Annotated in this window: 27 protein-coding genes and 1 tRNA gene; 18 read left to right on the plus strand and 10 right to left on the minus strand. The window is 68.1% G+C overall.

The window, feature by feature from the left end; genetic code table 11:
• The first annotated feature begins 4 nt into the window (after positions 1-4).
• From BLW83_RS08100 to BLW83_RS08110, 3 genes are read left to right on the plus strand one after another with little or no spacing between them, the layout of a single operon-like run.
• Complete coding sequence (locus BLW83_RS08100; protein WP_090847314.1) at positions 5-952, plus strand: bifunctional riboflavin kinase/FAD synthetase; 948 nt, start codon at positions 5-7, stop codon at positions 950-952.
• Positions 953-965: 13 nt separating this feature from the next.
• A complete protein-coding gene (locus BLW83_RS08105) occupies positions 966-1,406 on the plus strand; it encodes a YcgN family cysteine cluster protein (protein ID WP_090847316.1) in 441 nt (146 codons plus the stop codon).
• Entirely contained in the window at positions 1,403-2,434 is a 1,032-nt protein-coding gene (locus tag BLW83_RS08110; RefSeq protein WP_090847318.1) for a threonine aldolase family protein, read from the plus strand. Before BLW83_RS08105 ends, BLW83_RS08110 begins: the two co-directional genes overlap by 4 nt.
• Here BLW83_RS08110 and BLW83_RS08115 read toward each other — a convergent pair.
• From BLW83_RS08115 to BLW83_RS08125, 3 genes are read right to left on the minus strand one after another with little or no spacing between them, the layout of a single operon-like run.
• A complete protein-coding gene (locus BLW83_RS08115; protein ID WP_281245533.1) occupies positions 2,417-2,914 on the minus strand; it encodes a CinA family protein in 498 nt (165 codons plus the stop codon). The two genes, BLW83_RS08110 and BLW83_RS08115, sit on opposite strands and share 18 nt — an antisense overlap.
• Positions 2,911-3,408, minus strand: coding sequence for a phosphatidylglycerophosphatase A family protein (locus BLW83_RS08120; RefSeq protein ID WP_090847350.1), 498 nt, complete (start codon positions 3,406-3,408; stop codon positions 2,911-2,913). The genes BLW83_RS08115 and BLW83_RS08120 overlap by 4 nt, the downstream gene beginning before the upstream one ends.
• Positions 3,408-4,577, minus strand: coding sequence for a bifunctional 2-C-methyl-D-erythritol 4-phosphate cytidylyltransferase/2-C-methyl-D-erythritol 2,4-cyclodiphosphate synthase (locus tag BLW83_RS08125; RefSeq protein WP_090847622.1), 1,170 nt, complete (start codon positions 4,575-4,577; stop codon positions 3,408-3,410). Before BLW83_RS08125 ends, BLW83_RS08120 begins: the two co-directional genes overlap by 1 nt.
• A gap of 178 nt (positions 4,578-4,755) precedes the next feature.
• On the opposite strand from BLW83_RS08125, the gene rpiA reads away from it, so the two are divergent.
• The 5 genes from rpiA to BLW83_RS08150 all read left to right on the plus strand — a co-directional run bounded on the left by rpiA (position 4,756) and on the right by BLW83_RS08150 (position 11,321).
• Positions 4,756-5,484: a ribose-5-phosphate isomerase RpiA gene (gene rpiA / locus BLW83_RS08130; RefSeq protein ID WP_090847352.1), complete on the plus strand. Its 729-nt coding sequence runs from the start codon at positions 4,756-4,758 to the stop codon at positions 5,482-5,484.
• A complete protein-coding gene (gene gorA / locus BLW83_RS08135) occupies positions 5,481-6,857 on the plus strand; it encodes a glutathione-disulfide reductase (protein WP_090847354.1) in 1,377 nt (458 codons plus the stop codon). Before rpiA ends, gorA begins: the two co-directional genes overlap by 4 nt.
• A 103-nt stretch (positions 6,858-6,960) precedes the next feature.
• Positions 6,961-8,199, plus strand: coding sequence for an FtsH protease activity modulator HflK (hflK, locus tag BLW83_RS08140; RefSeq protein ID WP_090847357.1), 1,239 nt, complete (start codon positions 6,961-6,963; stop codon positions 8,197-8,199).
• On the plus strand, positions 8,199-9,398 hold the full coding sequence (gene hflC, locus BLW83_RS08145; RefSeq protein ID WP_090847359.1) for a protease modulator HflC: 1,200 nt from the start codon (positions 8,199-8,201) through the stop codon (positions 9,396-9,398). Before hflK ends, hflC begins: the two co-directional genes overlap by 1 nt.
• Positions 9,399-9,920: 522 nt before the next feature.
• Positions 9,921-11,321 (plus strand): Do family serine endopeptidase, encoded by a 1,401-nt coding sequence (locus BLW83_RS08150; RefSeq protein ID WP_245728713.1) that lies wholly within the window; start codon positions 9,921-9,923, stop codon positions 11,319-11,321.
• Between the two features lie 70 nt (positions 11,322-11,391).
• Here BLW83_RS08150 and BLW83_RS08155 read toward each other — a convergent pair whose 3' ends face one another.
• The gene (locus BLW83_RS08155; RefSeq protein WP_090847364.1) at positions 11,392-12,126 is read right to left on the minus strand and encodes an invasion associated locus B family protein; all 735 of its coding nucleotides are present in this window, start codon (positions 12,124-12,126) and stop codon (positions 11,392-11,394) included.
• A gap of 462 nt (positions 12,127-12,588) precedes the next feature.
• Between BLW83_RS08155 and BLW83_RS08160 the strand changes: the two genes are divergently transcribed.
• Entirely contained in the window at positions 12,589-14,133 is a 1,545-nt protein-coding gene (locus BLW83_RS08160) for a helicase HerA-like domain-containing protein (protein ID WP_245728715.1), read from the plus strand.
• A gap of 3 nt (positions 14,134-14,136) precedes the next feature.
• Here BLW83_RS08160 and BLW83_RS08165 read toward each other — a convergent pair whose 3' ends face one another.
• Positions 14,137-14,532, minus strand: coding sequence for a DUF6477 family protein (locus tag BLW83_RS08165; protein ID WP_245728684.1), 396 nt, complete (start codon positions 14,530-14,532; stop codon positions 14,137-14,139).
• A gap of 212 nt (positions 14,533-14,744) precedes the next feature.
• On the opposite strand from BLW83_RS08165, the gene BLW83_RS08170 reads away from it, so the two are divergent.
• Positions 14,745-15,989 carry a DUF6456 domain-containing protein gene (locus tag BLW83_RS08170; RefSeq protein ID WP_143042784.1) on the plus strand — a complete coding sequence of 415 codons (1,245 nt, stop codon included), beginning with the start codon at positions 14,745-14,747 and terminating at the stop codon, positions 15,987-15,989.
• A 56-nt stretch (positions 15,990-16,045) separates the two neighbouring features.
• Here BLW83_RS08170 and BLW83_RS08175 read toward each other — a convergent pair whose 3' ends face one another.
• Positions 16,046-16,591, minus strand: a complete 546-nt coding sequence (locus BLW83_RS08175) for a peroxiredoxin (RefSeq protein ID WP_090847368.1) — start codon at positions 16,589-16,591, stop codon at positions 16,046-16,048.
• 157 nt (positions 16,592-16,748) lie between these two features.
• On the opposite strand from BLW83_RS08175, the gene lipA reads away from it, so the two are divergent.
• The gene (gene lipA / locus BLW83_RS08180; protein WP_090847628.1) at positions 16,749-17,693 is read left to right on the plus strand and encodes a lipoyl synthase; all 945 of its coding nucleotides are present in this window, start codon (positions 16,749-16,751) and stop codon (positions 17,691-17,693) included.
• Positions 17,694-17,738: 45 nt separating this feature from the next.
• Positions 17,739-17,822, plus strand: a tRNA-Leu gene (locus BLW83_RS08185).
• 105 nt (positions 17,823-17,927) lie between these two features.
• Here BLW83_RS08185 and BLW83_RS08190 read toward each other — a convergent pair.
• Genes BLW83_RS08190 through BLW83_RS08200 form a run of 3 tightly spaced genes read right to left on the minus strand, consistent with a single transcriptional unit; the run spans position 17,928 to position 20,339 of the window.
• Positions 17,928-19,262, minus strand: a complete 1,335-nt coding sequence (locus BLW83_RS08190; protein WP_090847371.1) for an ATP-binding protein — start codon at positions 19,260-19,262, stop codon at positions 17,928-17,930.
• Entirely contained in the window at positions 19,262-19,924 is a 663-nt protein-coding gene (locus tag BLW83_RS08195; RefSeq protein WP_090847372.1) for a response regulator transcription factor, read from the minus strand. Before BLW83_RS08195 ends, BLW83_RS08190 begins: the two co-directional genes overlap by 1 nt.
• A 1-nt stretch (position 19,925) precedes the next feature.
• Positions 19,926-20,339 (minus strand): PepSY domain-containing protein, encoded by a 414-nt coding sequence (locus BLW83_RS08200; RefSeq protein WP_090847375.1) that lies wholly within the window; start codon positions 20,337-20,339, stop codon positions 19,926-19,928.
• A gap of 135 nt (positions 20,340-20,474) precedes the next feature.
• Here BLW83_RS08200 and BLW83_RS08205 point away from each other — a divergent pair, with 135 nt between their 5' ends.
• Positions 20,475-21,296: a hypothetical protein gene (locus BLW83_RS08205; RefSeq protein ID WP_090847377.1), complete on the plus strand. Its 822-nt coding sequence runs from the start codon at positions 20,475-20,477 to the stop codon at positions 21,294-21,296.
• 43 nt (positions 21,297-21,339) lie between these two features.
• On the opposite strand, the gene BLW83_RS08210 is transcribed toward BLW83_RS08205, so the two are convergent.
• Positions 21,340-21,744, minus strand: a complete 405-nt coding sequence (locus BLW83_RS08210) for a protein tyrosine phosphatase family protein (protein ID WP_090847379.1) — start codon at positions 21,742-21,744, stop codon at positions 21,340-21,342.
• Positions 21,745-21,906: 162 nt separating this feature from the next.
• Here BLW83_RS08210 and BLW83_RS15705 point away from each other — a divergent pair, with 162 nt between their 5' ends.
• From BLW83_RS15705 to BLW83_RS08230, 5 genes are all read left to right on the plus strand, one after another.
• The gene (locus BLW83_RS15705) at positions 21,907-22,044 is read left to right on the plus strand and encodes a hypothetical protein (protein WP_177172518.1); all 138 of its coding nucleotides are present in this window, start codon (positions 21,907-21,909) and stop codon (positions 22,042-22,044) included.
• Positions 22,045-22,299: 255 nt separating this feature from the next.
• Complete coding sequence (locus BLW83_RS15445) at positions 22,300-23,142, plus strand: hypothetical protein (protein WP_143042786.1); 843 nt, start codon at positions 22,300-22,302, stop codon at positions 23,140-23,142.
• A gap of 65 nt (positions 23,143-23,207) precedes the next feature.
• On the plus strand, positions 23,208-24,794 hold the full coding sequence (locus BLW83_RS08220) for a hypothetical protein (protein ID WP_090847383.1): 1,587 nt from the start codon (positions 23,208-23,210) through the stop codon (positions 24,792-24,794).
• 3 nt (positions 24,795-24,797) lie between these two features.
• The gene (locus tag BLW83_RS15710; protein WP_090847385.1) at positions 24,798-25,283 is read left to right on the plus strand and encodes a hypothetical protein; all 486 of its coding nucleotides are present in this window, start codon (positions 24,798-24,800) and stop codon (positions 25,281-25,283) included.
• On the plus strand, positions 25,270-25,923 hold the full coding sequence (locus BLW83_RS08230) for a M15 family metallopeptidase (RefSeq protein ID WP_177172519.1): 654 nt from the start codon (positions 25,270-25,272) through the stop codon (positions 25,921-25,923). The genes BLW83_RS15710 and BLW83_RS08230 overlap by 14 nt, the downstream gene beginning before the upstream one ends.
• Positions 25,924-26,079: the final 156 nt, after the last annotated feature.

Below are 26,079 nucleotides of genomic sequence, written 5' to 3' on the forward strand. Positions count from 1 at the left end.
GCCGATGCATATCCATCGCGACTGGCGCGGGCTTGCCGCGTCCTCTCGCGGCGCAACCGTGGCCATGGGCAATTTCGACGGTGTGCATCGCGGCCACCGCGCGGTGATCGAGGCGGCGCGCGCCGCAAGCCCCGACGCACCCCTGGGCATCATCACCTTTGAACCCCACCCGCGCGAATATTTCGCGGCGCAGGCCGGGCGGGTCGAGCCGCCGTTCCGGCTGATGAACGCCGAATCGCGGGCGACGCGGCTGGCGCGCCACGGGGTCGGGCAGCTTTACGAGCTGCCCTTTGGCCCGTATCTGGCCGGGCTTTCGCCCGAGGATTTCGCCCGGCAGGTGCTGGCCGAGGGGCTGGGCATCGCCCATGTCGCCGTGGGCGAGGATTTCCGCTATGGCCGCGGCCGGGCGGGTGACGCGGCGACGCTGGCCGAGGCCGGCGCCCGGCTGGGTTTCGGCGTCACCATCGTGCCGCTGGTCTGCGGCGGGGCCGAGGGTCGCGCCAGTTCCACCGCCATCCGCGCCGCGCTGGCCGAGGGCCGCCCCCGCGATGCCGAAGCGATGCTGGGCCACTGGCACCGGATCGAGGGCGAGGTGCTGCACGGCGAGAAACGCGGCCGCGAGCTGGGTTTTCCCACCGCCAACATGGAGCTTGACGGGCTGCACCTGCCGCGGCTTGGCGTCTATGCGGTGCTTGTCGATGTGCTGGACGGCCCCGACCGCGGCAGTTATCGCGGCGTGGCATCCTTGGGGGTGCGGCCGATGTTCGGGCAGAACGCACCCAATCTTGAAACTCATCTGTTTGATTTCAAAGGCGATCTTTACGGGCATCACCTGTCGGTCGCCCTGGTCGAATATCTGCGCCCCGAGGAAAAATTCGACGGGCTCGACGCGCTGATCGCCCAGATGCAGGCCGATGCGACGCAGGCACGGCGCATCCTGTCGGCGCCATGAGGCGGAAACGATAATGCGGGAACGGTTCTGGGAACTGCCGCTCGAATCGCTCAGCGCCGAGGAATGGGAATCGCTTTGCGACGGCTGCGGCAAATGCTGTCTCAACAAGATCGAGTATGAGGACGACGGCGCGCTGGTCTATACCCGCGTCGCCTGCCGGCTGCTGGACGGGCACAGCTGCCGCTGTTCGTCCTATGAAAACCGCCACGACTACGTTCCCGAATGCGTGGTGCTGACCCCTGAAAAGCTGCAATCCATCGCCTGGTGGCTGCCCGCGACCTGCGCCTATCGCCTGCGGGCCGAGGGCAAGCCGCTGTATGACTGGCACCACCTGATCTCGGGCGACCCGGAATCGGTGCATCGCGCCGGGGCCTCGGTCCGCGGCTGGACGATCAGCGAGGCCGAGCTGTCCGAAGACGACTGGGAAGACCATATCATCGAGGATCTGTCATGAATTTCGGCTCTGACAACGCGTCTGGCGTGCATCCGGCGGTGATGGCGGCGCTGGCGGCCGCCAATGACGGCACCGTGGCGTCCTATGGGCGCGATCCGCTGACCGCACGGGCGGCCGATGCGGTGCGCGAGATGCTGGGCGCGCCCGATGCGGCGGTATTCCTGCTGGGCACCGGCACCGCGGCGAACGCGCTGGCGCTGGCGCAGCTGTGCCCGCCCTGGGGCCGGATCTTCTGCCACCGCAGCGCGCATATCGAGACTTCGGAATCCGGCGCCCCCGCCTGGATGGCCGGAGGCGCGCAGCTGGCGCTGGTCGAGGGTGATTTCGGGCGGATGACCCCGGAGACGCTGTCCTCCCGCATCGCCGATTATCCGCAAGAGGACGAACACGACGGCCGGAACGCCGCGCTTTCGATCACCAACGCCACCGAATGGGGGACGGTGCATGCGCCGGATGCCGTGGCGGCACTGGCCAAGGTCGCGCATGGGGCCGGCATGGCGGTCCACATGGACGGCGCCCGTTTCGGCAATGCCGTCGCGGCCACCGGCGCCACCCCCGCGGCGCTGACCCATCAGGCCGGCGTCGATGCGCTGTCGCTGGGGGGCACGAAAAGCGGCTGCCTCGCGCTTGAGGCGGTGGTGTTTTTCGACCCCGAGCGCGCCCGCGATTTCGCCTTTCGCCGGATGCGCGCCGGGCAGCTGTGGTCCAAGCACCGCTTTCTGGCCGCGCAGATGCTGGCCTGGCTGGACGGCGGGCTGTGGCTGCTACTGGCGTCCCACGCCAACGCGGCCGCGGCGGAACTGGCCTCGGGGCTGCAAGCCGCGGGGATGCAGCCGATGGCCCCGGTGCAGTCGAACGAGATCTTTCTGCGCCTGCCCCGCACCACCATCGTGCGGCTGCGCAACGCCGGCCTGCGCGCCGCCGACTGGCCGACGCCGGGGGACAATACGGACAATGCCACGATCCGGCTGGTGACCAGCTGGGCCACGCGCGAGGACGAAATCGCGGCGCTACTTGGCGCGCTCTGACCCCAGCGCCGCCAGCAGCAACGCCAGCGCACGGGCGACGGTCGCCCGGCGCACGGCGTCCCGGCCGATGGCGCCGAACTCTACCGTTTCGGTGCTTGTGCCGGCGGGGGTCGAGATGCCGAAACAGACCCGCCCCTCGGGCTTGGGGCCGCTGCTGCCCGGCCCTGCGACGCCGGTGACCGCGACCGCCAGCGTGGCCGCGGAATTTCGGCGCGCACCCTCGGCCATTTCTGCCGCGACCTCTTCGCTGACCGCGCCATGCCCGCGCAGGGTGGCGGGCAGCACGCCCAGCATCTGGGTCTTGGCCTCGTTGGAATAGGTGATAAAGCCGCGGTCGAACACGTCCGAGGCCCCGGCGATGTCGGTCAGCGCCGCCCCGATCATCCCGCCGGTGCAGCTTTCGGCGGTGGCGAGCATCACGCCCCGCGCGCGGGCGGCCTCAATGACGCTTGCGGCGGCGGCGGTGAAATCCCCGCTCACAGCATCGGCTCCAGCACCGCGTGGTAAAGCCCGGCCAGCACGACCGATCCCAGCCCCGCGAACACCCCGGCCAGAATATCGTCCAGCATCAGCCCGGTGGCGTCGCCGCGCCGGTCCGCGCGGCCGATCAGCCAGGGTTTCCAGATGTCGAACAGCCGAAACAGCAGGAACGGCACCACATAGCCCGGCCAGGCGTCAAGGATCGACACCCCGTGCCTTGCCAGCGGCACCACGGTGAAACACAGCGCCAGCGACTGCCCGGAAACCTCGTCGATCACCACCCAGGACGGGTCGCGGTCGGCGCTGGTGGCCAGCAGCCGCGGCACCGCCCAGAACCCCAGCAGCGTCGAGGCGACGAACCCCGCCGGCACCAGCCACGGGCTGAGGTGTTCATAGGCCAGCACCGCCAGCAGAACCGTCACGGCCGAGGCCCATGTCCCCGGCGCCGGCCGCAGATAGCCGATGCCGAAACCGCTTGCGATCATCCGCTTCATCAGCGCCCCCCGATCAGCGTGGCGGTGGCGATGGCGGCGATGCCTTCCTCGCGCCCGACGAAACCCAGCCGTTCCGAGGTGGTGGCCTTGACGCTGACCCGCGCCGGCTCGATCCCCATGATCCCGGCCAGCCGCGCCTGCATGGCGCCGGCATGTGGGCCGATCTTGGGCCGCTCGGCGATCAGGGTCACGTCGACGTTGCCGATGGCATAGCCCATCTCGCGCGCCAGTTCGGCGGCGTGGCGCAGGAAAATTTCGCTGGCCGCGCCCTTCCACTGCGGGTCCGAGGGCGGGAAATGCCGGCCGATGTCGCCCTGCGCCAGCGCCCCATAGATGGCGTCGGTCAGCGCGTGCATCCCCACATCGGCGTCGGAATGGCCGATCAGCCCGCGGTCATGCGGCAGCTCGACCCCGCACAGAAACACCCGGTCCCCCGGCCCAAAGGCGTGCACGTCATATCCGTTGCCCAGCCGCACATCCATGCCGGTCCCCCGTTCTGCCAAGATAAGTTCGGCCCGCGCCATGTCGCCGGGCCAGGTGAGTTTCAGGTTATCCTCGTCGCCCGGGGTAATGCGCACCGGCACCCCGCGGCGCTGCATCAGCTCGACATCGTCGGCGGCATCCCCGCCGCCCTCGCGATGCGCGGCCAGGATCGCCGCCAGTTCAAACCCCTGCGGGGTCTGCGCCCGAAACAGCCCCTCGCGCGAGGCAATCCCGGTGACTACCCCCCCCGCGCCGCGCCACAGCGCATCGGTGACCGCCAGCCCCGGCGCCGCCGCAACCGCGCCTGCGTCCAGAGCGGCGACCACCGCATCAATCACCGCCGACGATACCAGCGGCCTTGCGCCGTCATGGATCAGCACATGGGTGATGGCGGAACCTTCCAGAACCTCAAGCCCCGCGCGCACGCTTTCGGCGCGGCTGGCACCGCCCGCGACCAGCGTGACCCGCCCGCCCAGCAGCTCGACGGCGCGGTCCATGTCGCCCGGCGCCACCGTCACCACCACCCGGCCGAACCCGTCGAACGCCGCGATGCTGCGCGCCAGCACCGACCGGCCCGCCAGCGCCTGCCACTGCTTGGGCAGATCGCCGCCCATCCGCTCGCCTCGGCCGGCGGCGGTGATCAGGACGGCGACATGGGCGCGGGTCGGGGCAGGGGCGGTTTCCATCCGCACCCGATACGCCATGCGCCCCGGCCCCGCAATCGCGGCCATCTCTTTCATCTTGCGATAAGTATCCCGGGGGTGCGGGGGCTGGCCCCCGCTGCGGCCCCGCCGCCGCGCCCCCTCGCATCCTCCGGCCATCCCCGTTATAGCCGCAACGGACACGCAACCGCAGGAGCCCGCGATGCCAGACCTGTCACCGGCCGACACCGCCAAGGACGCCGCAGCCCGCGCCGCCATCGCCCTGGTCGAGGACGGGATGCGGCTGGGGCTGGGCACCGGCTCGACTGCCGTGTTCATGGTCCAGCGCCTGGCCGAGCGGGTGCGGGCCGAGGGGTTGCGGCTGCGCTGCGCCGCGACCAGCCGGGCCACCTGCGATCTGGCCGAAAGCCTCGGGATCCGCATCGAGGAACTGGACGCGATCGGCTGGCTGGACCTGACCATCGACGGCGCCGATGAAATCGACCCCGACCTGAACCTGATCAAGGGCGGCGGCGGCGCGCATCTGCGCGAAAAGATCACCGCCGCGGCCTCGGACCGGATGGTGGTGGTGGCCGATCCCGGCAAGGTGGTCGAGCGTCTGGGCGCCTTTCACCTGCCGGTCGAGGTGGTGCCCTTTGGCATGGAAACCACCCGCATCCATATCCGGGGCCTGCTCGATTCGCTTGGGCTGAGCCAGCGCCCGATGCTGCTGCGCCAGCGCGAAGGGCAGGATTTCCGCACGGATGAGGGCAATGTGATCCTTGACCTGTCGCTTGACGAAATCCCCGAATGCGGCGCGCTGGCGCAGGGGCTGGCGGCGATTCCGGGCGTGGTGGAACACGGGCTGTTTCTGGGCATGTGCGACCTGGCGCTGATCGGCAGCCCCGACGGCCGCGTGATCGAGATGACTGCGGCGCAGGTGGCGCAATGAGCTTTGACTATGACCTGTTCGTGATCGGTGGCGGCTCGGGCGGGGTGCGGGCCGCACGGATCGCCTCCAGCCAGCACGGCGCCCGCGTGGGCCTGGCCGAGGAAAGCCGCATGGGCGGCACCTGCGTCATCCGCGGCTGCGTGCCGAAAAAACTGATGATCTTTGCCTCGCAAGCCCCCGCTGCGGCGGCCGAGGCGCGCGGCTATGGCTGGCCCGATGCCGACGCCGGCAGCTTTGACTGGCCGGCATTCCGCGCCAAGCTGCATGACGAGCTGTCGCGGCTTGAGGGGATCTATACCGACGGGCTGCGTGCGGCGGGGGTCGAAATTCACCATGCCCGCGCCCATCTGGTTGACCACCACACGGTGGCGCTGGCCGACGGGCGGCAGTTCACCGCGAAACACATCCTGATCGCGGCCGGCGGTCGCCCCAGCCTGCCCGGCATCCCGGGCGAGGAACTTGGGATGATCTCGGACGATCTGTTCACCATGGACCGGGTGCCGGGCCGGGTGCTGGTGGTCGGCGGCGGCTTTATCGCCTGCGAATACGCCACCATCCTGCAAGGGCTGGGCGCCGACGCCACGCTGGCCTATCGCGGCGACAAGGTGCTGCGCGGTTTCGACGAGGAATGTCGCCAGCTCGTCACCCATCAGCTGGAACATGTCGGCATCACCCTGCGGCTGAACGCCAACCCGGCGCGGCTGGACCGCGAAGGGGCAGGGGTCCGCGTCACCTATGAGGACGGCGCGGCGGAAAGCTACGACGCGGTGATGTTCGCCACCGGCCGCCACCCCTATACCGCCGGGCTGGGGCTGGAAAACACCGGCGTGCAGCTGGGCGAGCGCGGCGAGATCGTGGTGGACGAATGGTCGCAGACCGCGGTGCCCTCGGTCTATGCGGTGGGGGATGTGACCGACCGGGTGAACCTGACCCCGGTGGCGATCCGCGAGGGGCATTCATTCGCCGACACCGTGTTCGGCGCCCAGCCCCGCCGTGTCGATCACGATCTGGTGGCCAGCGCCGTCTATGTCCGCCCGCATGAGCTGGCCACCATCGGCCTGACCGAGGACGAGGCCGCCGACCGCGGCCCGGTCGAGGTCTATCAGGTGCTGTTCCGGCCCATGCGCTCGCTTTTCGCGGGGTCCGAGATCCGCGCGATGATGAAGCTGGTGGTCGATTGCAACAGCCGGCGGGTGCTGGGCTGCCATATCTTCGCCCCCGAGGCGGGGGAAATGATCCAGCTGGCCGCGGTGGCGGTCGGCATGGGCGCGACCAAGGAACAGTTCGACGCCGCCATCGCCGTGCATCCGACCCTGGCCGAAGAGCTGGTGACCATGCGCCAGCCGGTCCGGCGGGGCGGAGCGACGGTCTGAACGACGGACCAATCAGCGCGGTGCCGGGAATGGCACCCGAAAACTCTTGTCCTTCACGGCTTTGACCCTAGTTAGGACACAGGCTCAGACGAAAGGCAGATGGATGGCACAACAGGGACCATGGGGCGGCGGCAGCGGCGGAGACGACAACGGCCGCCCCCGCCCCCCGCACACCCCCGGCCCCGAGCGTGGGGACAACCCGCGCCCATGGGGTCAGAGCGGCCCCGGCCAGCAGGGCGGCGACCAGCCCCCCGGCGGCGGACGGCGCCCCGAGCAGGTCCCCGAGATCGAAGAGATGATGCGCCGCGGCCAGGAAAAGCTGCGGGTGCTGATGGGCGGGCGCGACGGCGGCGCCCGGCGCCCGGGCGGCCCGCGCGGGCCGCGCCCCGAACTGCCGCGGATGAATCGCGGACAGTGGGGGATCTTTGCGCTTGGCGCGGTGGCGCTGTGGGCATTTGCCAGCGTCTATCAGGTGGACACCTCGGAAAAATCGGTCGAACTGCTGTTCGGCCGCCCCTATGCGGTGCGCGACGACGGTCTGAATTTCGCGCCATGGCCCTTTGTCACCCGCCAGATCGTGGGGGTGACCCGCGAACGCACCATCGACATCGGCGTGGGCCGCGACCCGATGGATAGCGGGCTGATGCTGACCCGTGACCAGAACATCGTCGACATCACCTATCAGGTGGTGTGGAACGTCTCGAACCCCGAACAATATCTGTTCAACCTTGCCGACCCCGAGGGCACCATTCGCGCCGTCGCCGAAAGCGCGATGCGCGACATCGTGGCCCGCAGCGAGCTGGCGCCGATCCTCAACCGCGACCGCGGCGTGATCCAGGTCGATCTGGAACAGGCGATTCAGGCCACGCTGGACAGCTATCAGGCCGGCATCAACGTGCTGCGCGTCAACCTTGGCCGCGCCGACCCGCCGGGCGAGGTGATCGACAGCTTCCGCGAGGTGCAGGCCGCCCAGCAGGAACGCGACCGCCTGGAAAAAGAGGCCGACGCCTATGCCAATCGCGTTCTGGCCGCCGCAAGGGGCGAGGCCGCGGCGCTGGTCGAACAATCCGAGGCTTACCGCGCGCAGGCCGTGAACGGCGCGCAGGGCGAGGCCGCGCGCTTTATCTCGGTCTATGACGAATACATCAAGGCGCCGGACGTGACCCGCCGCCGCATGTATCTGGAAACCATGGAAAAAGTTCTGGGCGGCATCGACAAGGTGCTGATCGACGGCGACACCGGGCAGGGCGTCGTGCCCTATCTGCCGCTCGACCAGCTGCGCCAGACCCCGCCGCCGCAGACCCGCAGCAATGGCAACACCACTCAGCAGGGGGGCAACTGATGCGCCGCACGCTTTCCATCATCGCCCTGCCGCTTGTGGTCATCGTCGCGCTGGCGGTGATGGCCTCGGTCTATATCGTCGATGTCCGCGAAAAGGCGCTGGTGCTGCGCTTTGGCGAGGTCGTGAACGTGCGCGAGGAACCGGGGCTTGGTTTCAAGCTGCCGGTGATCGACCGCGTGGTGCGCTATGACGCGCGCATCCTGGGGTTGCAGACCGACCCGATGGAGGTCACGCCGCTGGACGACCGCCGTCTGGTGGTGGACGCCTTTGCCCGCTGGCAGATCTCGGACGCGGTGACCTTTCGCCGCGCGGTCGGCGAGGGCGGCGTCGATTTCGCCCAGCAGCGGCTGGGGGGCATCCTGACCAACGCCATCCGCGGGATGCTGGGTTCGGTGCCCTCGACCACGGTGCTGTCGGACGACCGCACCGCGCTGATGAACCGGATCCGCGACATCGCCCGCGCCGAGGCCGACGCTTTGGGCGTTCAGGTCATCGACGTGCGGCTGACCCGCACCGACCTGCCCGAGCAGAACCTGACCGCCACCTATGCGCGGATGCGCGCCGAACGCGAACGCGAGGCCGCGGACGAAATCGCCCGGGGCGGCGAGGCCGCGCAGCGCGTGCGCGCCACCGCCGACCGCACCGTGGTCGAACTGACCTCGGACGCGCGCCGCCAGGCCGAGATCATCCGGGGTGAGGCCGACGCGCAGCGCAACGCAATCTACGCCGACGCCTTTGGTCGCGACCCGGAATTCTTTGCCTTCACCCGCTCGATGACCGCTTATGAGCGGGCCTTGCAGACCGGCAACAGCTCGGTGGTGATCAGCCCGGATGGCGAGTTCTTCAGCTATCTGGGTGCGGGCGGGCAGGGCGGCACCAGCCCCGTCACGGTCCCCGATCAGGTCGCGGCCGCGGTGCCGCCGGACGCGCCCTCGTCGCAAGAGGTGGCAGCCGAGGCCGCGGCGCAGGCCGCCGCCGCAGCAGCAGCGGCCGAGGCCGAGGCCGCGCTTGCCGCCGATGAAAGCGCCGCTGTCGCCGGTGTTCCCGACGACGACGCGGCCGAGCCGGATGCCCAGGCCCAGGCCGACGCAGCCGCCGCTGCGGCTGACGCGGCCGAGGTGGTGGTCGATGATACCACCCCGCCCGCGTCGCTTGAGCCGCTGCCCGAGGCCGAGACCGAGCCTGCGCCCGGCAATTGATCGGCGCTGCCCGGCCGCCCGGCAGGCGGGATAAACAGGCCGCACTGAAAACGGGGCGGGGCGCGTTTTGTCGAAATGCGCCCCGCCCCCTGCGCGGCCCGGCGGCAAGACCTGTCAACCCGCGCCGCGCATCACGATGAAATGACGCAGGAACAAGTTGCCAATCCGCAACGGCTGTCTCCATATCGGGGACGCATCCCGCAACCGGCCGGGGTCAGCTGTGCCGGTCAGTCATGGAGATCATGCATGAGGTTTCTTCCGCTTACGACACGGCTCAGCCTGACCGCATCCGCGGCGGCGCTGATGCTGGCCCTGCCTGCGGTGCTTGGGGCGCCGGCGCTGGGGCAGGCCGTTCCCGATGCCCAGCCCGAGGTTCAGGCGCAGGCGCTGCCCCCGGCCGAGGCCGTGCCGGGCACCCCCGAGACCACCACCACCCCCGATGCCGCCAACAGCGGCGAGGTGCCGCAGGCGCCCGACGCCACCACGGCCGTGGGGGACCATGTGGCGGCGGTCGGCTCGATCATGCCGCAAAGCTTTTCCGGGATCGTGGCCGAGGTCAGCCCGGCGGTGGTCAACATCACCACCACCTCGGTGGTGTCGCGGCCGGCGGGGCGCCAGCGCGGCGGGCCCGCATTCCCGCCGGGCAGCCCGTTTTCCGACCTGTTCCGCGACTTTGGCATCCCCGGCTTTCCCGGCCCCGAATCGCCCTTTGGCGACCCGGGCTTCGGCGCGCCGCAGATGCAGCAGCGCTCGAATGCGCTGGGGTCGGGGTTTGTCGTGTCGGCCGAAGGGCTGATCGTCACCAACAACCACGTGATCGACGGCGCCGACGAGATCGAGATCGAGTTCCAGTCCGGCGCCCGCCTGCCCGCGACGCTGATCGGCACCGACCCCTCGACCGATATCGCCGTGCTCAAGGTTCAGGTGGACAAGCCGCTGCCCTTCGTGCGCTTCGGCGACAGCGACCGCGCGCAGGTCGGCGACTGGGTGCTGGCACTGGGGAACCCGCTGGGTCAGGGGTTTTCGGCCTCGGCCGGGATCATCTCGGCGAAAAGCCGCGCGCTGACCGGCACTTACGACGACTTCATCCAGACCGACGCCGCCATCAACCGCGGCAACTCGGGCGGGCCGCTGTTCAACCTGCAAGGCGAGGTGATCGGGGTGAACACCGCGATCCTGTCGCCCAACGGCGGCTCGATCGGGATCGGGTTCTCGATGGCCTCGAACGTGGTCAAGGGGGTGGTCGACCAGCTGGAAAACTTTGGCGAGACCCGTCGCGGCTGGCTGGGCGTCAAGATCCAGGACGTCAGCCCCGAAATCGCCGAATCGCTGGGGATGGAGGTCGAATCGGGCGCCATGGTCACCGATGTGCCCGCCGGCCCCGCGCTTGAGGCCGGGATCCAGGCGGGCGACGTCATCACCTCGTTTGCGGGCAATCCCGTCACCGACACCCGCGATCTGGTGCGCCGCGTGGCCGACGCGCCGGTGGGCGAGGCGGTGGATGTGACTGTCCTGCGCAGCGGCGCGCCGGTCACCTTGCAGGTGACGCTGGGCCGGCGCGAGCTGGCGGATGCCGACGGCAGCGGTGCGCCGCAGGGCGAACAGCCGTCCGAGGGCGCCAGCTCCGAGCTGCTGGGCATGTCGCTGGTGCCGATGACCCCGGAACTGGCGGCGCGGCTGCAACTGCCGGAAACCGCGCAGGGGCTGGTGGTGCAGGACATCGACGCGACCAGCGATGCCTCGGCCAAGGGGCTGCGGATCGGCGACGTGATCGTCGAGGCCGGGCAGCAGCCGGTGGCCGCGCTGGCCGACCTGCGCGCCCGCATCGACGAGGCGCGCGAGGCCGGGCGCCAGTCGGTGCTGGTGCTGGTGCGCCGCGAGGGCGAGCCGCGGTTTGTCGCGCTGTCCATCGCCGAGGACTGACCCGGCGGCACATGGCCAAAACGCAAAGAGGCGCCCCGGGGCGCCTCTTTTTTCGATCATGGGGGGCGGTTTATTCGGTCGCCGGCCCGTCGCCCAGCGGCTGCGCATGCAGCGCGTCAAAGCCGGCGGTAAAGCCTTTCAGCGACACTGGCAGGTTGACCGCGTTCTTTTCCGGGTCGCCGCCGAACGGCAGCAGCGTCACAGTGGCCTGATTGCCGCGCTTGAGCGCGCCCAGCTCAGCCTCGGACATGCCGATACGCGCCACGCAGCCGATGGGCGCGCAGACGAGGAACGGATAGCGGCGACCCTCGGCGGCATCGATCTTCAAGCCCATGCCCATTTCCAGATCGGTTTCCAGCGGGGCCACGAAATTCATGATTGCGGCGGCCTGACCCTCGAACGGGATCACGGAAATCTCGGCCACCGGGCCCTGATTTTCGTCGCGCAGCAGCTGGTAAAGCTCGCACGGATCCTTGCCGTCCGGCGTGCGCAGGCAGCGCAACTGCCAGTCGCCATGGCTTTCGCGGTTGTAATAGGCGGCGACGATCTGGTCGTCGGCGGGCTGTTGCTCGGCTGCTTCCCCGGCCGTTTCCCCGGCCGCAGCTTCGGCGGGTGCAGCTTCGGATTCGGCGGCCTCGGGTTCGGTCGCCGGGGCCTCGGCGGCCTCGGCCGGGGTGGTATCCGGGGCGGCGTCTTGCGCAGCCGCGGGCGGAGTTTCGGGCTGGGTCTCGGATTGCGCAAGCGCGCCCGCGACAGGCGCTATCGCGAGCAGAGCCGCCAGAACGGCAGAAGTTGTGCGAGCCATGTCTTTTCCTTTTCGGCTGAACGCGTCCGGGCATGTAGCATGGGCAGGCGCGGTTGTCAGCGTCCGCAGCCGGGCGCCGAATAACCTTTGCGTGGAAAGGAGTTGCGCGGTTTCGCGCCGGCGATTTCTCGCTGTTTGCGGGGGCGTGGAAACGGGGAATGCAACGTCGCGGCTGCATCCCCCGTCTGTCCCTGTCGGACCGGCGGTTTATTGCCTGCGACGTTAGGCTGGGGGATACAGCGCGTCAACTGCCTGAAAAGACAGGTTGTTCGACATTTTTCATGTCGGGCGGCGGCGGGGAAAAGCGTGAAACCTCTGGCGGGGCCGAGGGGCTGCGCTATGCTGGGCGCAAACCCGCGCCTGCGGGGACCACCCAAAGGATCGCCCGTGACCGACCAGCCAGCCCAGCCCGACAGCCCTGTGCCCGTGACCGACCATGCGGACGCAACCCCTTGGTCCCTGGTGGATTTCGCCGCCGGCACCGTCTTTGTCGGCGGGGGCGGCGAGGCGCACGCCACCCCCCAGACCCTGCTGCTGAAATACGCCAACCGCCACGGGCTGATCGCGGGCGCCACCGGGACCGGCAAGACCGTGACCCTGCAAACGCTGGCCGAATCGCTGTCGCTGGCGGGGGTGCCGGTGGTGCTGGCCGACGTCAAGGGCGACCTTGCCGGCATGGCGCTGCCGGGGGGCGGCAATCCCAAGCTGCTGCAACCCTTTGCCGAACGCGCAGCCCAGATCGGCGCGCCGCTGGATTACCGCGGCTTTCCGGTCACCTTCTGGGATGTCTGGGGCCAGCAGGGCCACCCGGTCCGCACCACCCCGGCCGAGATGGGGCCGCTGCTGCTGTCGCGGCTGATGGACCTGACCCCGGCACAAGAGGGGGTGCTGAACATCGCCTTTCGCGTCGCGGACGAAGAGGGGCTGCCCATCGCCGACATGAAGGATCTACAGGCGATGCTGCTGTGGGTCGGGCAGAACGCGCGCGAATTGTCGCTGCGCTATGGCAATATCGCCGCCGCCTCGGTGGGCGCGATCCAGCGCGCGCTTCTGGTGTTGGAACAGCAGGGCGGCGACCGGCTGTTCGGGGAACCGGCGCTGGAGCTGGCGGACATGATGCGCACGGATGCCTCGGGGCTGGGGATGGTCAACATCCTGGCGGCGGACCGGCTGATGCAGTCGCCCCGGCTGTATTCGACGCTGCTGCTGTGGCTGCTGTCCGAGCTGTTCGAGCAGCTGCCCGAGGTCGGCGACCCGGAAAAGCCGCGGCTCGCGTTCTTTTTCGACGAGGCGCATCTGCTGTTCGACCGCGCCCCCCGCGCGCTGGTCGAAAAGATCGAGCAGGTGGCGCGGCTGGTGCGGTCGAAAGGGGTCAGTGTCTGGTTCATCACCCAGAACCCCGCCGATCTGCCCGATTCGGTGCTGGGCCAACTGGGCAACCGCGTCCAGCACGCGCTGCGCGCCTTTACCGCCAAGGACCAGCGGGCGCTGCGGATGGCGGCGGAAAACTATCGCGCAAATCCGGGGTTCGACACCGCCGACGCCATCCAGCATGTCGGCACGGGCGAGGCGGTGACCTCGTTTCTGGGGGCCAAGGGCGCGCCGGGGGTGGCCGAGCGGACGCTGATCCGGCCGCCGCTGTCGCAGCTGGGGCCGATCCCGGATGCCGAGCGGGCGCGGGTGATGCAGCTGTCGCCGCTGGGGCTGAAATACGACACCACCATCGACCGCGATTCCGCCCATGAGATGCTGGCCCGGCGCACCGAGGCCGCAGCCCGCACCGAGGCCGAGGCGGATGCCCCGCAGGCCCCGGACGCACCCGACAAAGACTATGCGCGCGGCCGTCGCTATCAACCCGGGACCACGGCGGCCCGCAAACCGGCCGCCTCGCGCCGCAGCGATTCGATGCTGGAGGCATTCGGCAAAAGCATGGCCCGGCAGCTGGGCACCCGCTCGGGCCAGATTCTGGTGCGCGGGATCCTTGGGTCGCTGTCGCGCGGGCGCTGACGTTCAGCCAAGCCCGCGCAGCCGGGAAACAGGGCGGGAATCGGGGCGGACATCAGGCTGGGCCGCACGGCGTGTTTCGGCAAGAATCGCGACCAGCAGCAACACATGCCGCCGCATGTCGTAGTCGGCGGCGCCGTCAAGCCGGGCGGTGTTCAGCCGTTCCTCGTCCTCGCGCAGCCGCAACAGCGCCCGCCCCGGCGCTGGCGTCGAATCGCTGCCCAGCACCCTGCGCAGATCGCGCTCGCGCCGCCACAGCGCCTGCCCGGCGACTGCCGCCCGGATCAGCACCGCCGGCCGGCGCAGGGGTGCGGCTGCATGGGCAGCAGCGGCCGGCACCGGCACGGCGTATGTGGGAACGGCGCAGGCGGGAAATGCCAGGATATTGGACATCACGCTCATCTTCGGGTCTCCGGAAAGGGGTTGTGGGTCGCGGCCCTGATCCTGCACTCAATGTGTGGTTGTTGCATAAGTCGTCGATGCAGCGTCCGGTATGGTTAATGATCTTTAGGAAATCTTAGCCATTCGTCACCGATGTGGTCCCGGACCTGTCCTTTTCGACAGGTGCAGGCCCAGGGCCGGCTTGGCCCGAGGATGACAGAGGACAAGATAACATGACCATATTGACGGGTGGTTTCTCGGGCGGGGCAGCAGTTCCGCCGTTCCGTGCAGCGGTGCCGCCCGGCAGCACGGCCAGAGCGGGCCAGCAGGACCAGTCCGCGCAGCAGATCGCCGCGCTGCCCGACGATGCCCGGCTGTATCTGCGCCATGTGCAGGGGGGCGAATCAATCCGGGCGCTGGCGCGGGAAACCGGCTGCCATGCCTCGACCATCCTGCGCCGCATCCGCAGGTTCGAAAGCCGCCGCGACGACCCGCTGGTCGACCGCGCGGTGGACGCGGCGGGGCAGGTGACGGGGCAGGGGATGGGGCAGGGCGGGCCCTCGTCCGCGGACCTCGCCCAGGCGCGCCGCGTCCTGCGGCGGCTGGCCGAGCCCGGCGCGGTGCTGGCGGTGGCCGAGGGGATGGACAAGGCGATCGTGACCCGCGCCGACATCCGCACTGCGATCCTCGACCGCCGCCTGGCCGAGATGCTGGCGCTGAATGGCTGGGTGACGCTGGTGACGCAGGGGCGCATCACCCGCCACCGGATCAGCGCCGCCGGGCGCGCCGCGCTGAAATCCATGGCGGCCGGGCGCGGCGCCGGGTTGCCCCTGCCCCGCGATTTTGGGGGCGCGCTGCCGGTCGGACCGGGAATGGCAGAGGCGCAGGCGCCATATGCCGCCCCCGACCAGCGCGGCGACCAACGTCCTGGCCAGCCCCCCTGCAAGCACCCCGACGACCTCGGCCCCGCCGAGGCGCAGGCCCATCGGGTGATGGAAGACCGCGAAATCGACGACCCCGAAGGCGGCCGCCGCCGCGCCCGCTTCAACGCCGCGGAAAGCCCGTTGCAGATGATGGCGCGCCGTCGCGACGCCAACGGGCAGCCGTTTCTCGACCCCGGCATGGTGGCGGCGGGCGAGCGGCTGCGCGAGGATTTCGAGCTGGCCCAGATGGGCACCCGCATCACCCAGAACTGGGATGGTTTCATGACCGCCGGCATCGACGCAGGCTTTGCGCCGGGCGCCGGCGGCGGCTCGGATGCGGCGCGTAGCCGCGTGGCCGAGGCGCTGCGCGAGCTTGGCCCCGGCATGGGCGATCTGGTGCTGCGGGTCTGCTGCTTTCTGGAAGGGATCGAGATGACCGAGCGCCGCCTGGGCTGGTCGGCGCGTTCGGGCAAGGTGGTGCTGCGGCTGGCGCTGATGCGGCTGGAACGCCACTATCTGGAACGCTATGGCCGCGGCACCCCGATGATCGGCTGACCCCCCGCGCGCGGGGACCGTGCCGGAGCGGGGGTGTCCCCGTTCCGGCGCCCCGTTCAGGCCGCCGCGCGGGCGCGGTCGCGCAGATAGGCCAGGATCGCCTCGGGCGAGGATTCGCCGTAAGGATCCTCGGGGTGGTTGTCGCATTTCCCCGGCTCGACGAACAGGCGCTCGATCACGCCGTCATCGACCACGGCCGCATAGCGCCACGAACGACAGCCGAATCCCAAATTGTCCTTGCGCACCAGCATCCCGACCTTTTCGGTGAACTCGGCCGAGCCGTCCGGAATCACCCTGACGTTCGCCAGTTCTTGCGAGCGCGCCCACTGGTTCATCACGAAGGCGTCGTTGACCGACAGGCAATAGATTTCGTCGATGCCCAGCTCTGCCATCTCGACGGCGGCCTCTTCGAACTCGGGCAGTTGATAGGTCGAGCAGGTGGGCGTAAAGGCGCCGGGCAGCGAAAACAGCACCACGCGCTTGCCCCTGAAATAGTCGCTGGTGGTCATCGCGTGCCAGCGAAACGGATTCGGCCCCCCGATTTCGGCATCGCGGATCCGGGTCTGAAACGTCACTTCGGGCAATCTTTCGCCGGGCTTCATGCAGTTGTCCCCATCTGGATCGTGGCGCCGCCTCGCCGACGCGCAGAAATTTTCCGTCCCGACACGGTATCTGGGCCGCGACCGGCAGTTGATCAACCCCTGCCGCAAGGATACGCTGCGCGTCATCAAGCCGTTGCCCAGCCCGAAGGGATCACCGATGTCCGACGCGCCCCCGATCCTGCGCCACCCTGAAAAGGCCCATCGCCCGGATCAGAGCCAGCCCAGGAAACCGTCGTGGATCCGGGTCAAGGCCCCGACCAGCCAGGGCTACAAGGACACCCGCGACATCCTGCGCAACAACCGCCTGTCCACCGTCTGCGAAGAGGCCGGCTGCCCCAACGTCGGCGAATGCTGGAGCGCGGGCCACGCCACCATGATGATCATGGGCGAGATCTGCACCCGCGGCTGTTCCTTTTGCAACGTCACCACCGGCAAGCCCAACGCGCTGGACGTGTTCGAGCCGGGGCGCGTCGCCCATGCCGTCGCCACGCTGGGGCTGAAACACGTGGTCATCACCAGCGTCGACCGCGACGATCTGGACGACGGCGGCGCCGAGCATTTCGCCCAGACCATCCGCGCGATCCGCCATCGCTCGCCCGGATCCACCATCGAGGTGCTGACCCCCGATTTCCTGAAAGCCCGCGCGGACGCGCTGGAAACCGTGCTGGCGGCGCGGCCCGACGTGTTCAACCACAATCTGGAAACCGTGCCGGGGCTTTACCCCACCGTGCGGCCGGGGGCGCGGTATTTCGCCTCGCTGCGGCTGTTGCAGCGGGTCAAGGAACTGGACCCCGCCATGTTCACCAAATCCGGCATCATGGTGGGGCTGGGCGAGGACCGGCAGGGGGTGATGCAGGTGATGGACGACATGCGCGCGGCCGATGTCGATTTCATCACCATCGGCCAGTATCTGCAACCGACCCCCAAACACCACCGCGTGGACCGCTTTGTCACCCCCGAGGAATTCTCGGGCTACGAAAAATCCGCCTGGGGCAAGGGGTTCCTGATGGTCTCGGCCACGCCGCTGACCCGGTCATCCTATCACGCGGGCGAGGATTTCACCCGGCTGCGTGCCGCGCGGCAGGCGAAACTCGCCACCTGAACCCCGCTTGCGCGGCGGTCTCGTTGCGCATAAACGGGCAGGGTGGCCCGAGTGGCGGAATGGTAGACGCAGCGGATTCAAAATCCGCCGACGCAAGTCATGTCGGTTCGAGTCCGACCTCGGGCACCAGCCACACCCAGACAACAATCGGCCGCCGTGGTGCTTCTTCATCGCACAAATATCCTGGGGGAGCCGGCGACAGCCGGCGGGGGCAACGCCCCCTTGATGCGTGAATCAGCCCGGCAGCGTCAGCTCGGCCCGCAGCCCGCCCAAAGCCGAGCGCCCCAGCGCCAGCCCGCCGCCGTGCAGCCCGGCCAGATCGGCGACGATCGCCAGCCCCAGCCCCGCACCCGGCGGCCCCATCTCGTCCAGCCGGCCGCCTCGGGACAGGGCGCGGGCGTGGTCGCTGTCTTCCATGCCGGGGCCGTCGTCCTCGATGGTGATGATCAGGCGGCCGGCGGCGCCACTTGCGGACAGCTGCACCGCAGTTCGCGCATATTTCACCGCGTTTTCCAGCAGGTTGCCCAGCATTTCCTCCAGATCCTGCCGCTCGCCGGCGAAACGCGCGGCCGCGTCGCAGGCGGTGGCGATGCGCAGGCCGCGGTCCTCGGCCGGGCGGCGCAGGACCATCAGGATGTCGTCCACCACCGGCGCCACCGGGGTCGCGTGCCCCAGCAGCCGCGGCTGCCCGGCGCTGCGGGCGCGGCGCAGGTGCCATGAAATCTGCCGGTCCATCCGCGCCACCAGCGCCCGGCCGGGGTGGTCGTCCGGCAGGGTGTTGGCCAGCGCCGACAGCGGCGTGCGCAGGGAATGCGCCAGATTGCCCAGATGCTCGCGCGCCCGCGCGATGACCGAGCGGTTGGCGTCGAGCAGCGCGTTCAGCTCGGCCGCGACGGGGCGCAGCTCGGCCACCGGGGGCAGGGGGATATGCTCGGCCTGACCGGCGCGGATGCGGCGGATGTCGCGGCCAAGCGCGTCCAGCGTGCGCAGCCCCCAGCCTACCTGCACCAGCGTCGCCACAGCCAGCCCCGCGCCCAGCACCACCAGCGCCAGCGCCAGCGGCGGGCGCACCAGCGCCATGGCGGCGTCGATCTCGGCGCGCGGCACGGTCACCACCACCGCCAGCGGCTGCTCGACCCCCGGCAGGGTAAAAACGGCGCGCATGACGCGCAGCGGCTCGCCGTCGGGGCCGGTGCCGGGCTGGCCGGCGTAGCTGCCCGGCGGCGCATCCAGCCGCAGGTCCAGCAGCGAGGCGGAACGGGCGATGAAATCCCCATCCGAGGTTTCCAACTGCCAGCTCCACAGCGACAGCGGCAGCGACAGCCGCGGATCGGCGGGCGGGCGCGTGACCTCGACGAGGGCAGAGGAGGCGTCAATTCCCGACCCGGCCCCCGCGCCCGGCTCGATCCCGGCGATCAGGGTCTCGGCGATCACCGCGGCCTCGGCGTCGAAACGCTCGGTGACAAAGCGTTCCAGCACGCCGCCGATGAACCACCACGCCGCCAGCAGCACCAGCGTCAGCCACAGCGCCGCCGCCGCCAGCAGCCGCGCGCGGATGGAATCAAGCATCACGGCGCACGCCGCAAGACATAGCCTTCGCCGCGGCGGGTCTCGATCAGCCCGTCGCCGATCTTGCGGCGCAGCCGGCCGATCACCACCTCAAGCGACTTGTGGTCGCGGTCGCTGCCGGCGTCATACAGATGGTCGCTCAGCTCGCTGCGGCTGACCACGCGGTCGGGATGGTGCATCAGATAGCCAAGGATCCGCGTCTCGAACGGAGTCAGCTTCAGCGCCACCCCGTCGCGGGTGATAATGCCCAGCTGCGTGTCATAGGACAGCGGCCCGGCGGTCAGCACCGCCTGCGCATGGCCGGCGGCGCGGCGCACCAGGGTCTGGGCGCGCAGCACCACCTCATCCAGCCGAAAGGGCTTGACCGCATAGTCGTCGGCGCCGGCGCGGAACCCCGCCACCTTGTCGGTCCAGTCGCCGCGTGCGGTCAGGATCAAGACCGGCATCGCCACGCCTTGCGCCCGCCATCGCGACAGCACCTCAAGCCCCGGCAGCCCGGGCAGACCCAGGTCGAGGATGGCCACGTCATAGGTCTCAGTCGCGCCGGCGAATTCGGCGGCCTCGCCGTCGTGAAAGACATCGGCGACAAAGCCGCCCTCGGCCATGGCGCGGGCCAGCTGGGCGGACAGCGTGGGGTCGTCCTCGGCGATCAGGCAGCGCATCTCAGTCCTTTCGGTTGTGCTTGCCGCGGCGGACGCCCGACAGATCGGCGCCGCTCAGCTCGATGATCCGCCCCTCCAGCGCGTCCATGCGGATATCCAGCACGTCGCCCGCACGGGTCAGCAGCCGGATGCGATAGACCAGCGCCGGGCCGTCGGACGAGGACGGCAGCAGCGCGATGTCCAACACGCGACCGTCAAAGCGACGGGTGACGCGGCGCACGGCCTGATGCATCGGGATCACCTCGGCCATCCAGCCGGGCGGCGCATCCTCGAAATCATAAGAGGGGGCCGCAATCGGGTCGTGGTGTCGCGCCGGGCCATGCCCCGGGCGATGATCCCAGCGATGCGCCGCCGTCAGCGCAAGCGCCAGCGCGACCAGAAAAAGGGCGACGGGAATGATGAATCGCAGGCGCATCGTCCCATCTTTACCCTGAAACCCAAACGGAAACCAAACGGGCCGTTGGGGTTTCGTTCGGGCTTGGCCGGCTAGATTACGATTCGATCCGGGATAACAGGCAACCCGGAAAGATGCGAACGAAAGGAAATTACAATGCTTCGCACGCTTCGCAATTCCGCCGCGGTCATGGTGGCGATGGCGGCACTGGCCGCACCGCTGGCCGCGCAGACCACCCAAGCCCCGGCTGAACCCGCAGCCCCGGCCGCAACCCAGCCCGCCGCAGCCGCGCTGCCGCAGGCGCTGGTCGATCTTGGCATCACCGACGCCACCGTCGGCAAGTCCCGCCGCGGTCAGCAGGTGCGGGGCAATCTGCCCGGAGGCGGCGCATTCCGCGCCATGCTGGACAGCAAGGGCGAGCTGCGCATGATCCGCGCCGAGGGCGCCGCGCTGCCCGCCGATCTGGTCCAGCGCCTGCTGCCCCAAGCGGTCCGAGACCACGCCACCACCAAGGATTTCGCCCAGATTCAAGGAGTTGGCCGCGGTGATCAGGGGGTGATGCTGTTTGGCACCGACGCGCAGGGGCAGGGGATCCGCGCCGGCTTTGGCAATGACGGCACGCTGCAACGCTTTGGCCGGGGCGAGATGGACGGCAAGGGCCACAAGGCGCGTGGGGCAAGGGACCGCGGCCAGGATCGCGGCATGGACTGGCGCGGCAAGGATCGGGGCAACGATCGCGGCGAGATGATGAAGCGCATGCAGCATTTCCACCGCGGCGACCGCGGGCCGCAGGCGGCCTCGACAGTGCTGGATGATGCGGCCGTGCAGCGTCTGTTGCAGGATGCCGGCTATGCTCAGCCCGGCGCGATCACCCGCGACGGCCCGCGCATCGAGGTCGAGGCCGTCAACCCCGAGGGCGAACCCGTCACCGTCACCATCAGCCCCCGCGGCATGGTGGTGCGCGAACTGGCCCGCTGAACCGACGGACGGCCGCCCGGTCAGGCGGCCGTCATTTCAGCGCTCAGCGCGGGATCAGGTCGGACAGATCATACCCGGCGCTGGCCGCGGCCTGCATGATGTCCCGCGTCGGCCGCCGTCCGGCCTGACCCAGCGCCCATGCCATGGTCGAGCGGGTGCCGGAACGGCAATAGGCCAGAACCTTGCCCTCGGCGTTTTCGACGATGTCGCGCAGCGCCTGCACCTGTTCCGGGCCAAGCTGCCCGGGCATGATGGGCACATAGTGGAACGCGATCCCGGCCTGTGCCGCCAGCTCCGCCATCCGGCGGCTGTGATGCGACGGCTCAAGTTCCGAGTCCGGCCGGTTCGCGATCACGGTAGTATATCCGGCATCCGCCAGCCGGCGAATATCCTCGGGCTCGATCTGGGGCGCGACTGCAAGGTCGTCCGTAAGCTGGCGTAGATCCATGGTTCGTCCTGTATTTCCGTGCAGGGCCAGATGGTGGGTCCATGCCAGCAGGTGTCAAGCGGGTGCTGCGCAAATCTGTTTGAATTACATAATACGGATTATTGTTGCTCTGCTACCTGCTGGTTGAGCGGCATCCCGCCGCTGCTTCAGCGGAGATAATCCATGAAACCCATCAACACTATCGTGCCCCTGCTGCTCGGCGCTGCCGGGGCTGTCGCCGCCACCATGGTGCCCGCGTATTACAACGCGGTCTGTGGCGGTCTTGTGCTCCCCGGCATCAGCTTCCCGTTGGGGGGCTGATATGCGCCCGTCTGCTTACCCAAGGTCGGTCTCGACCTATGAGGAAGCGCAGGCTTGGCTTTGGGGGCATTCCCGCGTCGAGGATTGGCTCTTTGATCCCGACGCAAATATCCCCCCCGAGGCGCTGCTTGTCTGCGCTATCTATTGGGTTTCACCCGCCACGCTCTGCCGCGACCTGCGGCTGACTTGGAATGAAGTTGCTGGGGAACCCAGCCACTTACCCCCCCGTCACCTTAAACATGCGGGGTGGCTCTAATGTCTATTTTTTCTCTTGCCGGTAGTCTTCTCGGCATTGGCAAAGGGGTTAAAGACCTCTTTGGCAAAAAGAAAAAAGACCCCACCCCGCGCGACAATCTGCTGTCGCAAGCGCAGGGCGCGACCGAGGCGGAAAAGCAATATGGCATCAACCGGCTTACCATGCTGCAATATGGTCAGCCGGGTGGCGCGTATGGTGTGGCGGGTGGCGGCGATGCGCCGCCGCTCGCGTCCATCGATCTGATAACCGGCGGTCTCAAAGACATTAATGATATTACGTCCGGCGACGCCGCCCGCCGCCGTGCTGCCGATCAACTCGAACTCGACCTTGCCAAGGTCAAAATCGACCAAGCCAAATCCCAGATTGCGCTTGATAATGCCCGTCTCGGGCAAATGCTGTCGTCGGCGACATTTGGTCGCCGGGCGGCAACGGCATCAAATGGGCAAAATGCAAGGACGGTCAATTCGCCCTTTGCCGGCCCCTATTTGGGCCGTGAAGTGGATGTCGAGAAAGTTCCCAGCACTTCGGGCGTTGCATTGCTTGATACCCCTGTATTGGCGCGGCCCTATGTTGTGCCTGCGACTGGCGCGGATGGACTCGATGAAGTAGCGTCGGCGGCTGCCGCCGTAAGCTATCAAAAACAACAGGATTGGCGCGAAAGCATGGCAGAGCGCGCCCGTCTCTCTATGTCGGGGACGCCCGACCAGAAAGCGAAAGCGCATGAAGAATATGCGCGCGATATGTTCCGACATCCGCCCGGGATGACGGGTCTTTGGACCCGTGCAATGGGCGTATGGGACGTTGACGTTCGCAAAGACCTCAAGAAAAGGAAAGGTAAATAATGGCTCGCCAATCTACAACTCCGGTCTCATTCAATCAGACCACCCGCAAGGATACCGCGGTCACCATGACCAGCGCCCGCGCTGGCATTGTGGTGCCGGTGGGCTATTTCCCTCTGCATCCGGGCGACAGCGCCGCGGGCAGCGTCGGTATCGACCTGCAGTTGAAGGAAATGCCGAAGCCGTTGCTCAACGCGGTGCATGCGAACTTTCAGGCTTGGTTCGTTCCCAAGTCGTCGCATCCCCAATTCCCGGGCCGCGATGAACTCATGCACGCCATGACCGGCGAGAAGATCAAGTCGCTCGGCGCTGCCGATCGCGACCCTCCGCCGTTCTATGATGTGGTCGATGGGACCGCCCTTGCCACTGTGGCAGCGTCGAAATTTTTCAAGACGCTCGGCCTGCACGTTCAGGTGGGATCGGAAATCAATACCGATCTGATCGACGCCTTCAACGTCATCTATAATTTCAGGCTTGCAGCGCATTCGTCGCGCCTCACTCGCCGGAAATACGCCACTGAGGATATTGCGGCGGCGACCTCACTTCCCCCGGCATTCTGGCCGTCCTCGCGCCTGTCGCGGGTGGTGCCAGATTATGAGCGCGCGCTTATCGTCGGTGCGCTTGATCTGGACGTCGTGGCAGGTCAACTGCCGGTTTCCGGTCTTGCCATCAAAGGCGACGGTTCGGCCAACCCCGCCGCGCCGGCGTCGCCGGCCAGCAACAATGTGTGGTCGGATGGGCAAGTGCCGGCTCTTGCACGGCAGGGTGTCTATCCCGCCTTCGCATGGGCGGATGGCGCTCCGCAGGTATTTGCGGAATTGGCTGGGCAGTCCATCGGCATCACTTTGGCCGACATTGACAAGGCCCGCACCACCCAAGCATTCGCCAAGCTGCGGACCGCCTATGCTGGCAATGACAGCACCGGCTTTGATAACGATGACACCATCGTTGCCCTTCTGATGCAGGGCATCAGTGTCCCGCCCGACCAGTTCAAGCGGCCGTGGTTGCTTGATTCTGCTCGTGTGCCGGTCGGCTTTGCCGAGCGCTTTGCGACGGATGCCGCCAATCTCGACCAGTCCGTGACGCTGGGCCGGGCCTCGGCCAAGCTGTCGCTCAACGTCCCGCATCAGGACGTGGGCGGCGTCGTCATTTTCACGGTCGAAGTGCTGCCGGAACGGGTCGATGAACGCATGTCCGATGAATGGCTGTATTGCAGCCAGTTCGATGACCTGCCGAACGCCCTTCGCGATGTGCAGCGGGTCGAACCCGTCGATCTGGTCCAGAACCGCCGTATTGACGCCAAGCATACACAGCCCAATGGCCTCTACGGCTATGAGCCGATGAACGACAAGTGGAACCGTGACTTCACCCGCCTTGGCGGTGATTTCTACATGGCGACGCCCGGCGGCGGCTGGACCGAAAACCGGTCCAATATCTGGCAAACGGAAATCGTGGATCCGACCTATTCGGAAACCCATTTCCTCGCGCCTCAACCGTTCCCGCACGATGTGTTCGCCGACCAGAACGCCGACGCCTTCGAATGCGTCGCGCGCCATGTGGTTGCCATTCGCGGCAACACTCAAATCGGCGATGTCCTCGCCGAAAACAACGATGAATATGAAGCCGTGCGCGATGCCGGCCAGCCCGAGGATTGATCCATGAAACTTGACCCTTTTGCATGGTCCGAGGTGAACCTGAATGAAAAAATCCAAGCCGGGAAAGGTATCCTGCGGGTGCGGTGTAGCGCGCCCGCCCCGCTCTATGTCGAAGCCGAAGGCTATGAAGTCCTCGCGGAAGTCGGGACGTCCTTCGAAATCGACCTCTCGGAAGCGGTGACCTGGCGCGTCGATGCGCCCAAGGGCGCGCGCATATTCTGGATGCCGCCCCCTGTCACCAGTCATCGCCCCTATGGTGAGGTCTACACGAACATCGACCGCATGCCCCACGAAAGCGGGCAACTGGCGGAAGTCACCCGCGCAATGCGCATGCTCGAACTCGAACGCCGCTCGGTGCTCAAGGAAATCCGCAGCGAGGCGGCGGCTCTCCGGGCCGCCCGTGATGCGGCGGAAAAATCCGTGCAGCCGGGCATCGAAGCTGCCCCCGAACAAACCGAGGAAACGGGCGATGCTCATGAGACTGTCTGAATGGTTGGCGCGGATACGCGCCAACTCCCCCGACCCCGACCCTCGGTTCTTCGGCCCCCCGGATGATATTCCGGGGGTCTGGAACGCCCCCGAACGTCTCAAGGCTCCGAACTTTATCAGTTCAACCGGGCATCTGTCGCAATGGGATCGGGCCGATTGGGCCTATGTTGACCTGCGCCTTGCCTATTGGGCGGCGCTGTTTCAAGAGGCCGCGCGAAAGCGCGGCATCCCGCTCTACGTCCACTGCGCTTTGCGCGACAAGGCCACTCAAGACGCGCACTATGCCAAGGGAACCAGCAAAGTGCGCTATCCCCATTCCGCCCACAATATCGGCGAGGCCGTCGATATTGTGCACGGCCTGTTCCATTGGGACATGTCTCGGCAGGAATGGGCGCTGCTCGGCGTCCTCGGCAAGCTGGCCTTGGAGCGCGTCAACGCGCAACTGCCCAAGGACCGCAAGCTGCATCTGACATGGGGCGGCGACTGGCAATCCTTTTGGGATCCGGCCCACTGGGAAATCAGCGACTACAAGGCGCGCACCCGCGTTCTACCGCCCCATGAGCCGATGCGCCGCACTCCACGCTATCTGCTCCAGCATCTCAACCCGGACCGCAATAAACTGGTCCGTGAGGGCGAATAGCGGCATAGACTTATCCCTAGCCCCGAGACGTCAAGTATCGAGGGGCTGGGGGTAAGTCGGTCCGCCCTAAGCTGCGATAATGCAGAACCCGATTTTATCGGTTCTTTCTGCATTTCTATTCGCAGCCTGCCGCATGCAATTATTCTGTTTGACAAG

Source organism: Paracoccus alkenifer, assembly GCF_900108405.1.
GTDB lineage: Bacteria > Pseudomonadota > Alphaproteobacteria > Rhodobacterales > Rhodobacteraceae > Paracoccus > Paracoccus alkenifer.

Bases quoted from the DNA above. Each gene is read 5' to 3' on its own strand.
- rpiA (WP_090847352.1), top strand. From the start codon at position 4,756: ATGCCAGACCTGTCACCGGCCGACACCGCCAAGGACGCCGCAGCCCGC.
- BLW83_RS08165 (WP_245728684.1), bottom strand. From the start codon at position 14,532: ATGAGCGTGATGTCCAATATCCTGGCATTTCCCGCCTGCGCCGTTCCC.
- BLW83_RS08210 (WP_090847379.1), bottom strand. From the start codon at position 21,744: ATGGATCTACGCCAGCTTACGGACGACCTTGCAGTCGCGCCCCAGATC.
- hflK (WP_090847357.1), top strand. From the start codon at position 6,961: ATGGCACAACAGGGACCATGGGGCGGCGGCAGCGGCGGAGACGACAAC.
- BLW83_RS08195 (WP_090847372.1), bottom strand. From the start codon at position 19,924: ATGCGCTGCCTGATCGCCGAGGACGACCCCACGCTGTCCGCCCAGCTG.
- BLW83_RS08175 (WP_090847368.1), bottom strand. From the start codon at position 16,591: ATGAAGCCCGGCGAAAGATTGCCCGAAGTGACGTTTCAGACCCGGATC.
- BLW83_RS15445 (WP_143042786.1), top strand. From the start codon at position 22,300: ATGTCTATTTTTTCTCTTGCCGGTAGTCTTCTCGGCATTGGCAAAGGG.
- lipA (WP_090847628.1), top strand. From the start codon at position 16,749: ATGTCCGACGCGCCCCCGATCCTGCGCCACCCTGAAAAGGCCCATCGC.
- hflC (WP_090847359.1), top strand. From the start codon at position 8,199: ATGCGCCGCACGCTTTCCATCATCGCCCTGCCGCTTGTGGTCATCGTC.
- BLW83_RS08220 (WP_090847383.1), top strand. From the start codon at position 23,208: ATGACCAGCGCCCGCGCTGGCATTGTGGTGCCGGTGGGCTATTTCCCT.
- BLW83_RS15705 (WP_177172518.1), top strand. From the start codon at position 21,907: ATGAAACCCATCAACACTATCGTGCCCCTGCTGCTCGGCGCTGCCGGG.
- BLW83_RS15710 (WP_090847385.1), top strand. From the start codon at position 24,798: ATGAAACTTGACCCTTTTGCATGGTCCGAGGTGAACCTGAATGAAAAA.
- BLW83_RS08105 (WP_090847316.1), top strand. From the start codon at position 966: ATGCGGGAACGGTTCTGGGAACTGCCGCTCGAATCGCTCAGCGCCGAG.
- BLW83_RS08150 (WP_245728713.1), top strand. From the start codon at position 9,921: ATGCCGCAAAGCTTTTCCGGGATCGTGGCCGAGGTCAGCCCGGCGGTG.
- gorA (WP_090847354.1), top strand. From the start codon at position 5,481: ATGAGCTTTGACTATGACCTGTTCGTGATCGGTGGCGGCTCGGGCGGG.
- BLW83_RS08100 (WP_090847314.1), top strand. From the start codon at position 5: ATGCATATCCATCGCGACTGGCGCGGGCTTGCCGCGTCCTCTCGCGGC.
- BLW83_RS08190 (WP_090847371.1), bottom strand. From the start codon at position 19,262: ATGCTTGATTCCATCCGCGCGCGGCTGCTGGCGGCGGCGGCGCTGTGG.
- BLW83_RS08155 (WP_090847364.1), bottom strand. From the start codon at position 12,126: ATGGCTCGCACAACTTCTGCCGTTCTGGCGGCTCTGCTCGCGATAGCG.
- BLW83_RS08170 (WP_143042784.1), top strand. From the start codon at position 14,745: ATGACCATATTGACGGGTGGTTTCTCGGGCGGGGCAGCAGTTCCGCCG.
- BLW83_RS08110 (WP_090847318.1), top strand. From the start codon at position 1,403: ATGAATTTCGGCTCTGACAACGCGTCTGGCGTGCATCCGGCGGTGATG.
- BLW83_RS08125 (WP_090847622.1), bottom strand. From the start codon at position 4,577: ATGGAAACCGCCCCTGCCCCGACCCGCGCCCATGTCGCCGTCCTGATC.
- BLW83_RS08200 (WP_090847375.1), bottom strand. From the start codon at position 20,339: ATGCGCCTGCGATTCATCATTCCCGTCGCCCTTTTTCTGGTCGCGCTG.
- BLW83_RS08205 (WP_090847377.1), top strand. From the start codon at position 20,475: ATGCTTCGCACGCTTCGCAATTCCGCCGCGGTCATGGTGGCGATGGCG.
- BLW83_RS08230 (WP_177172519.1), top strand. From the start codon at position 25,270: ATGAGACTGTCTGAATGGTTGGCGCGGATACGCGCCAACTCCCCCGAC.
- BLW83_RS08120 (WP_090847350.1), bottom strand. From the start codon at position 3,408: ATGAAGCGGATGATCGCAAGCGGTTTCGGCATCGGCTATCTGCGGCCG.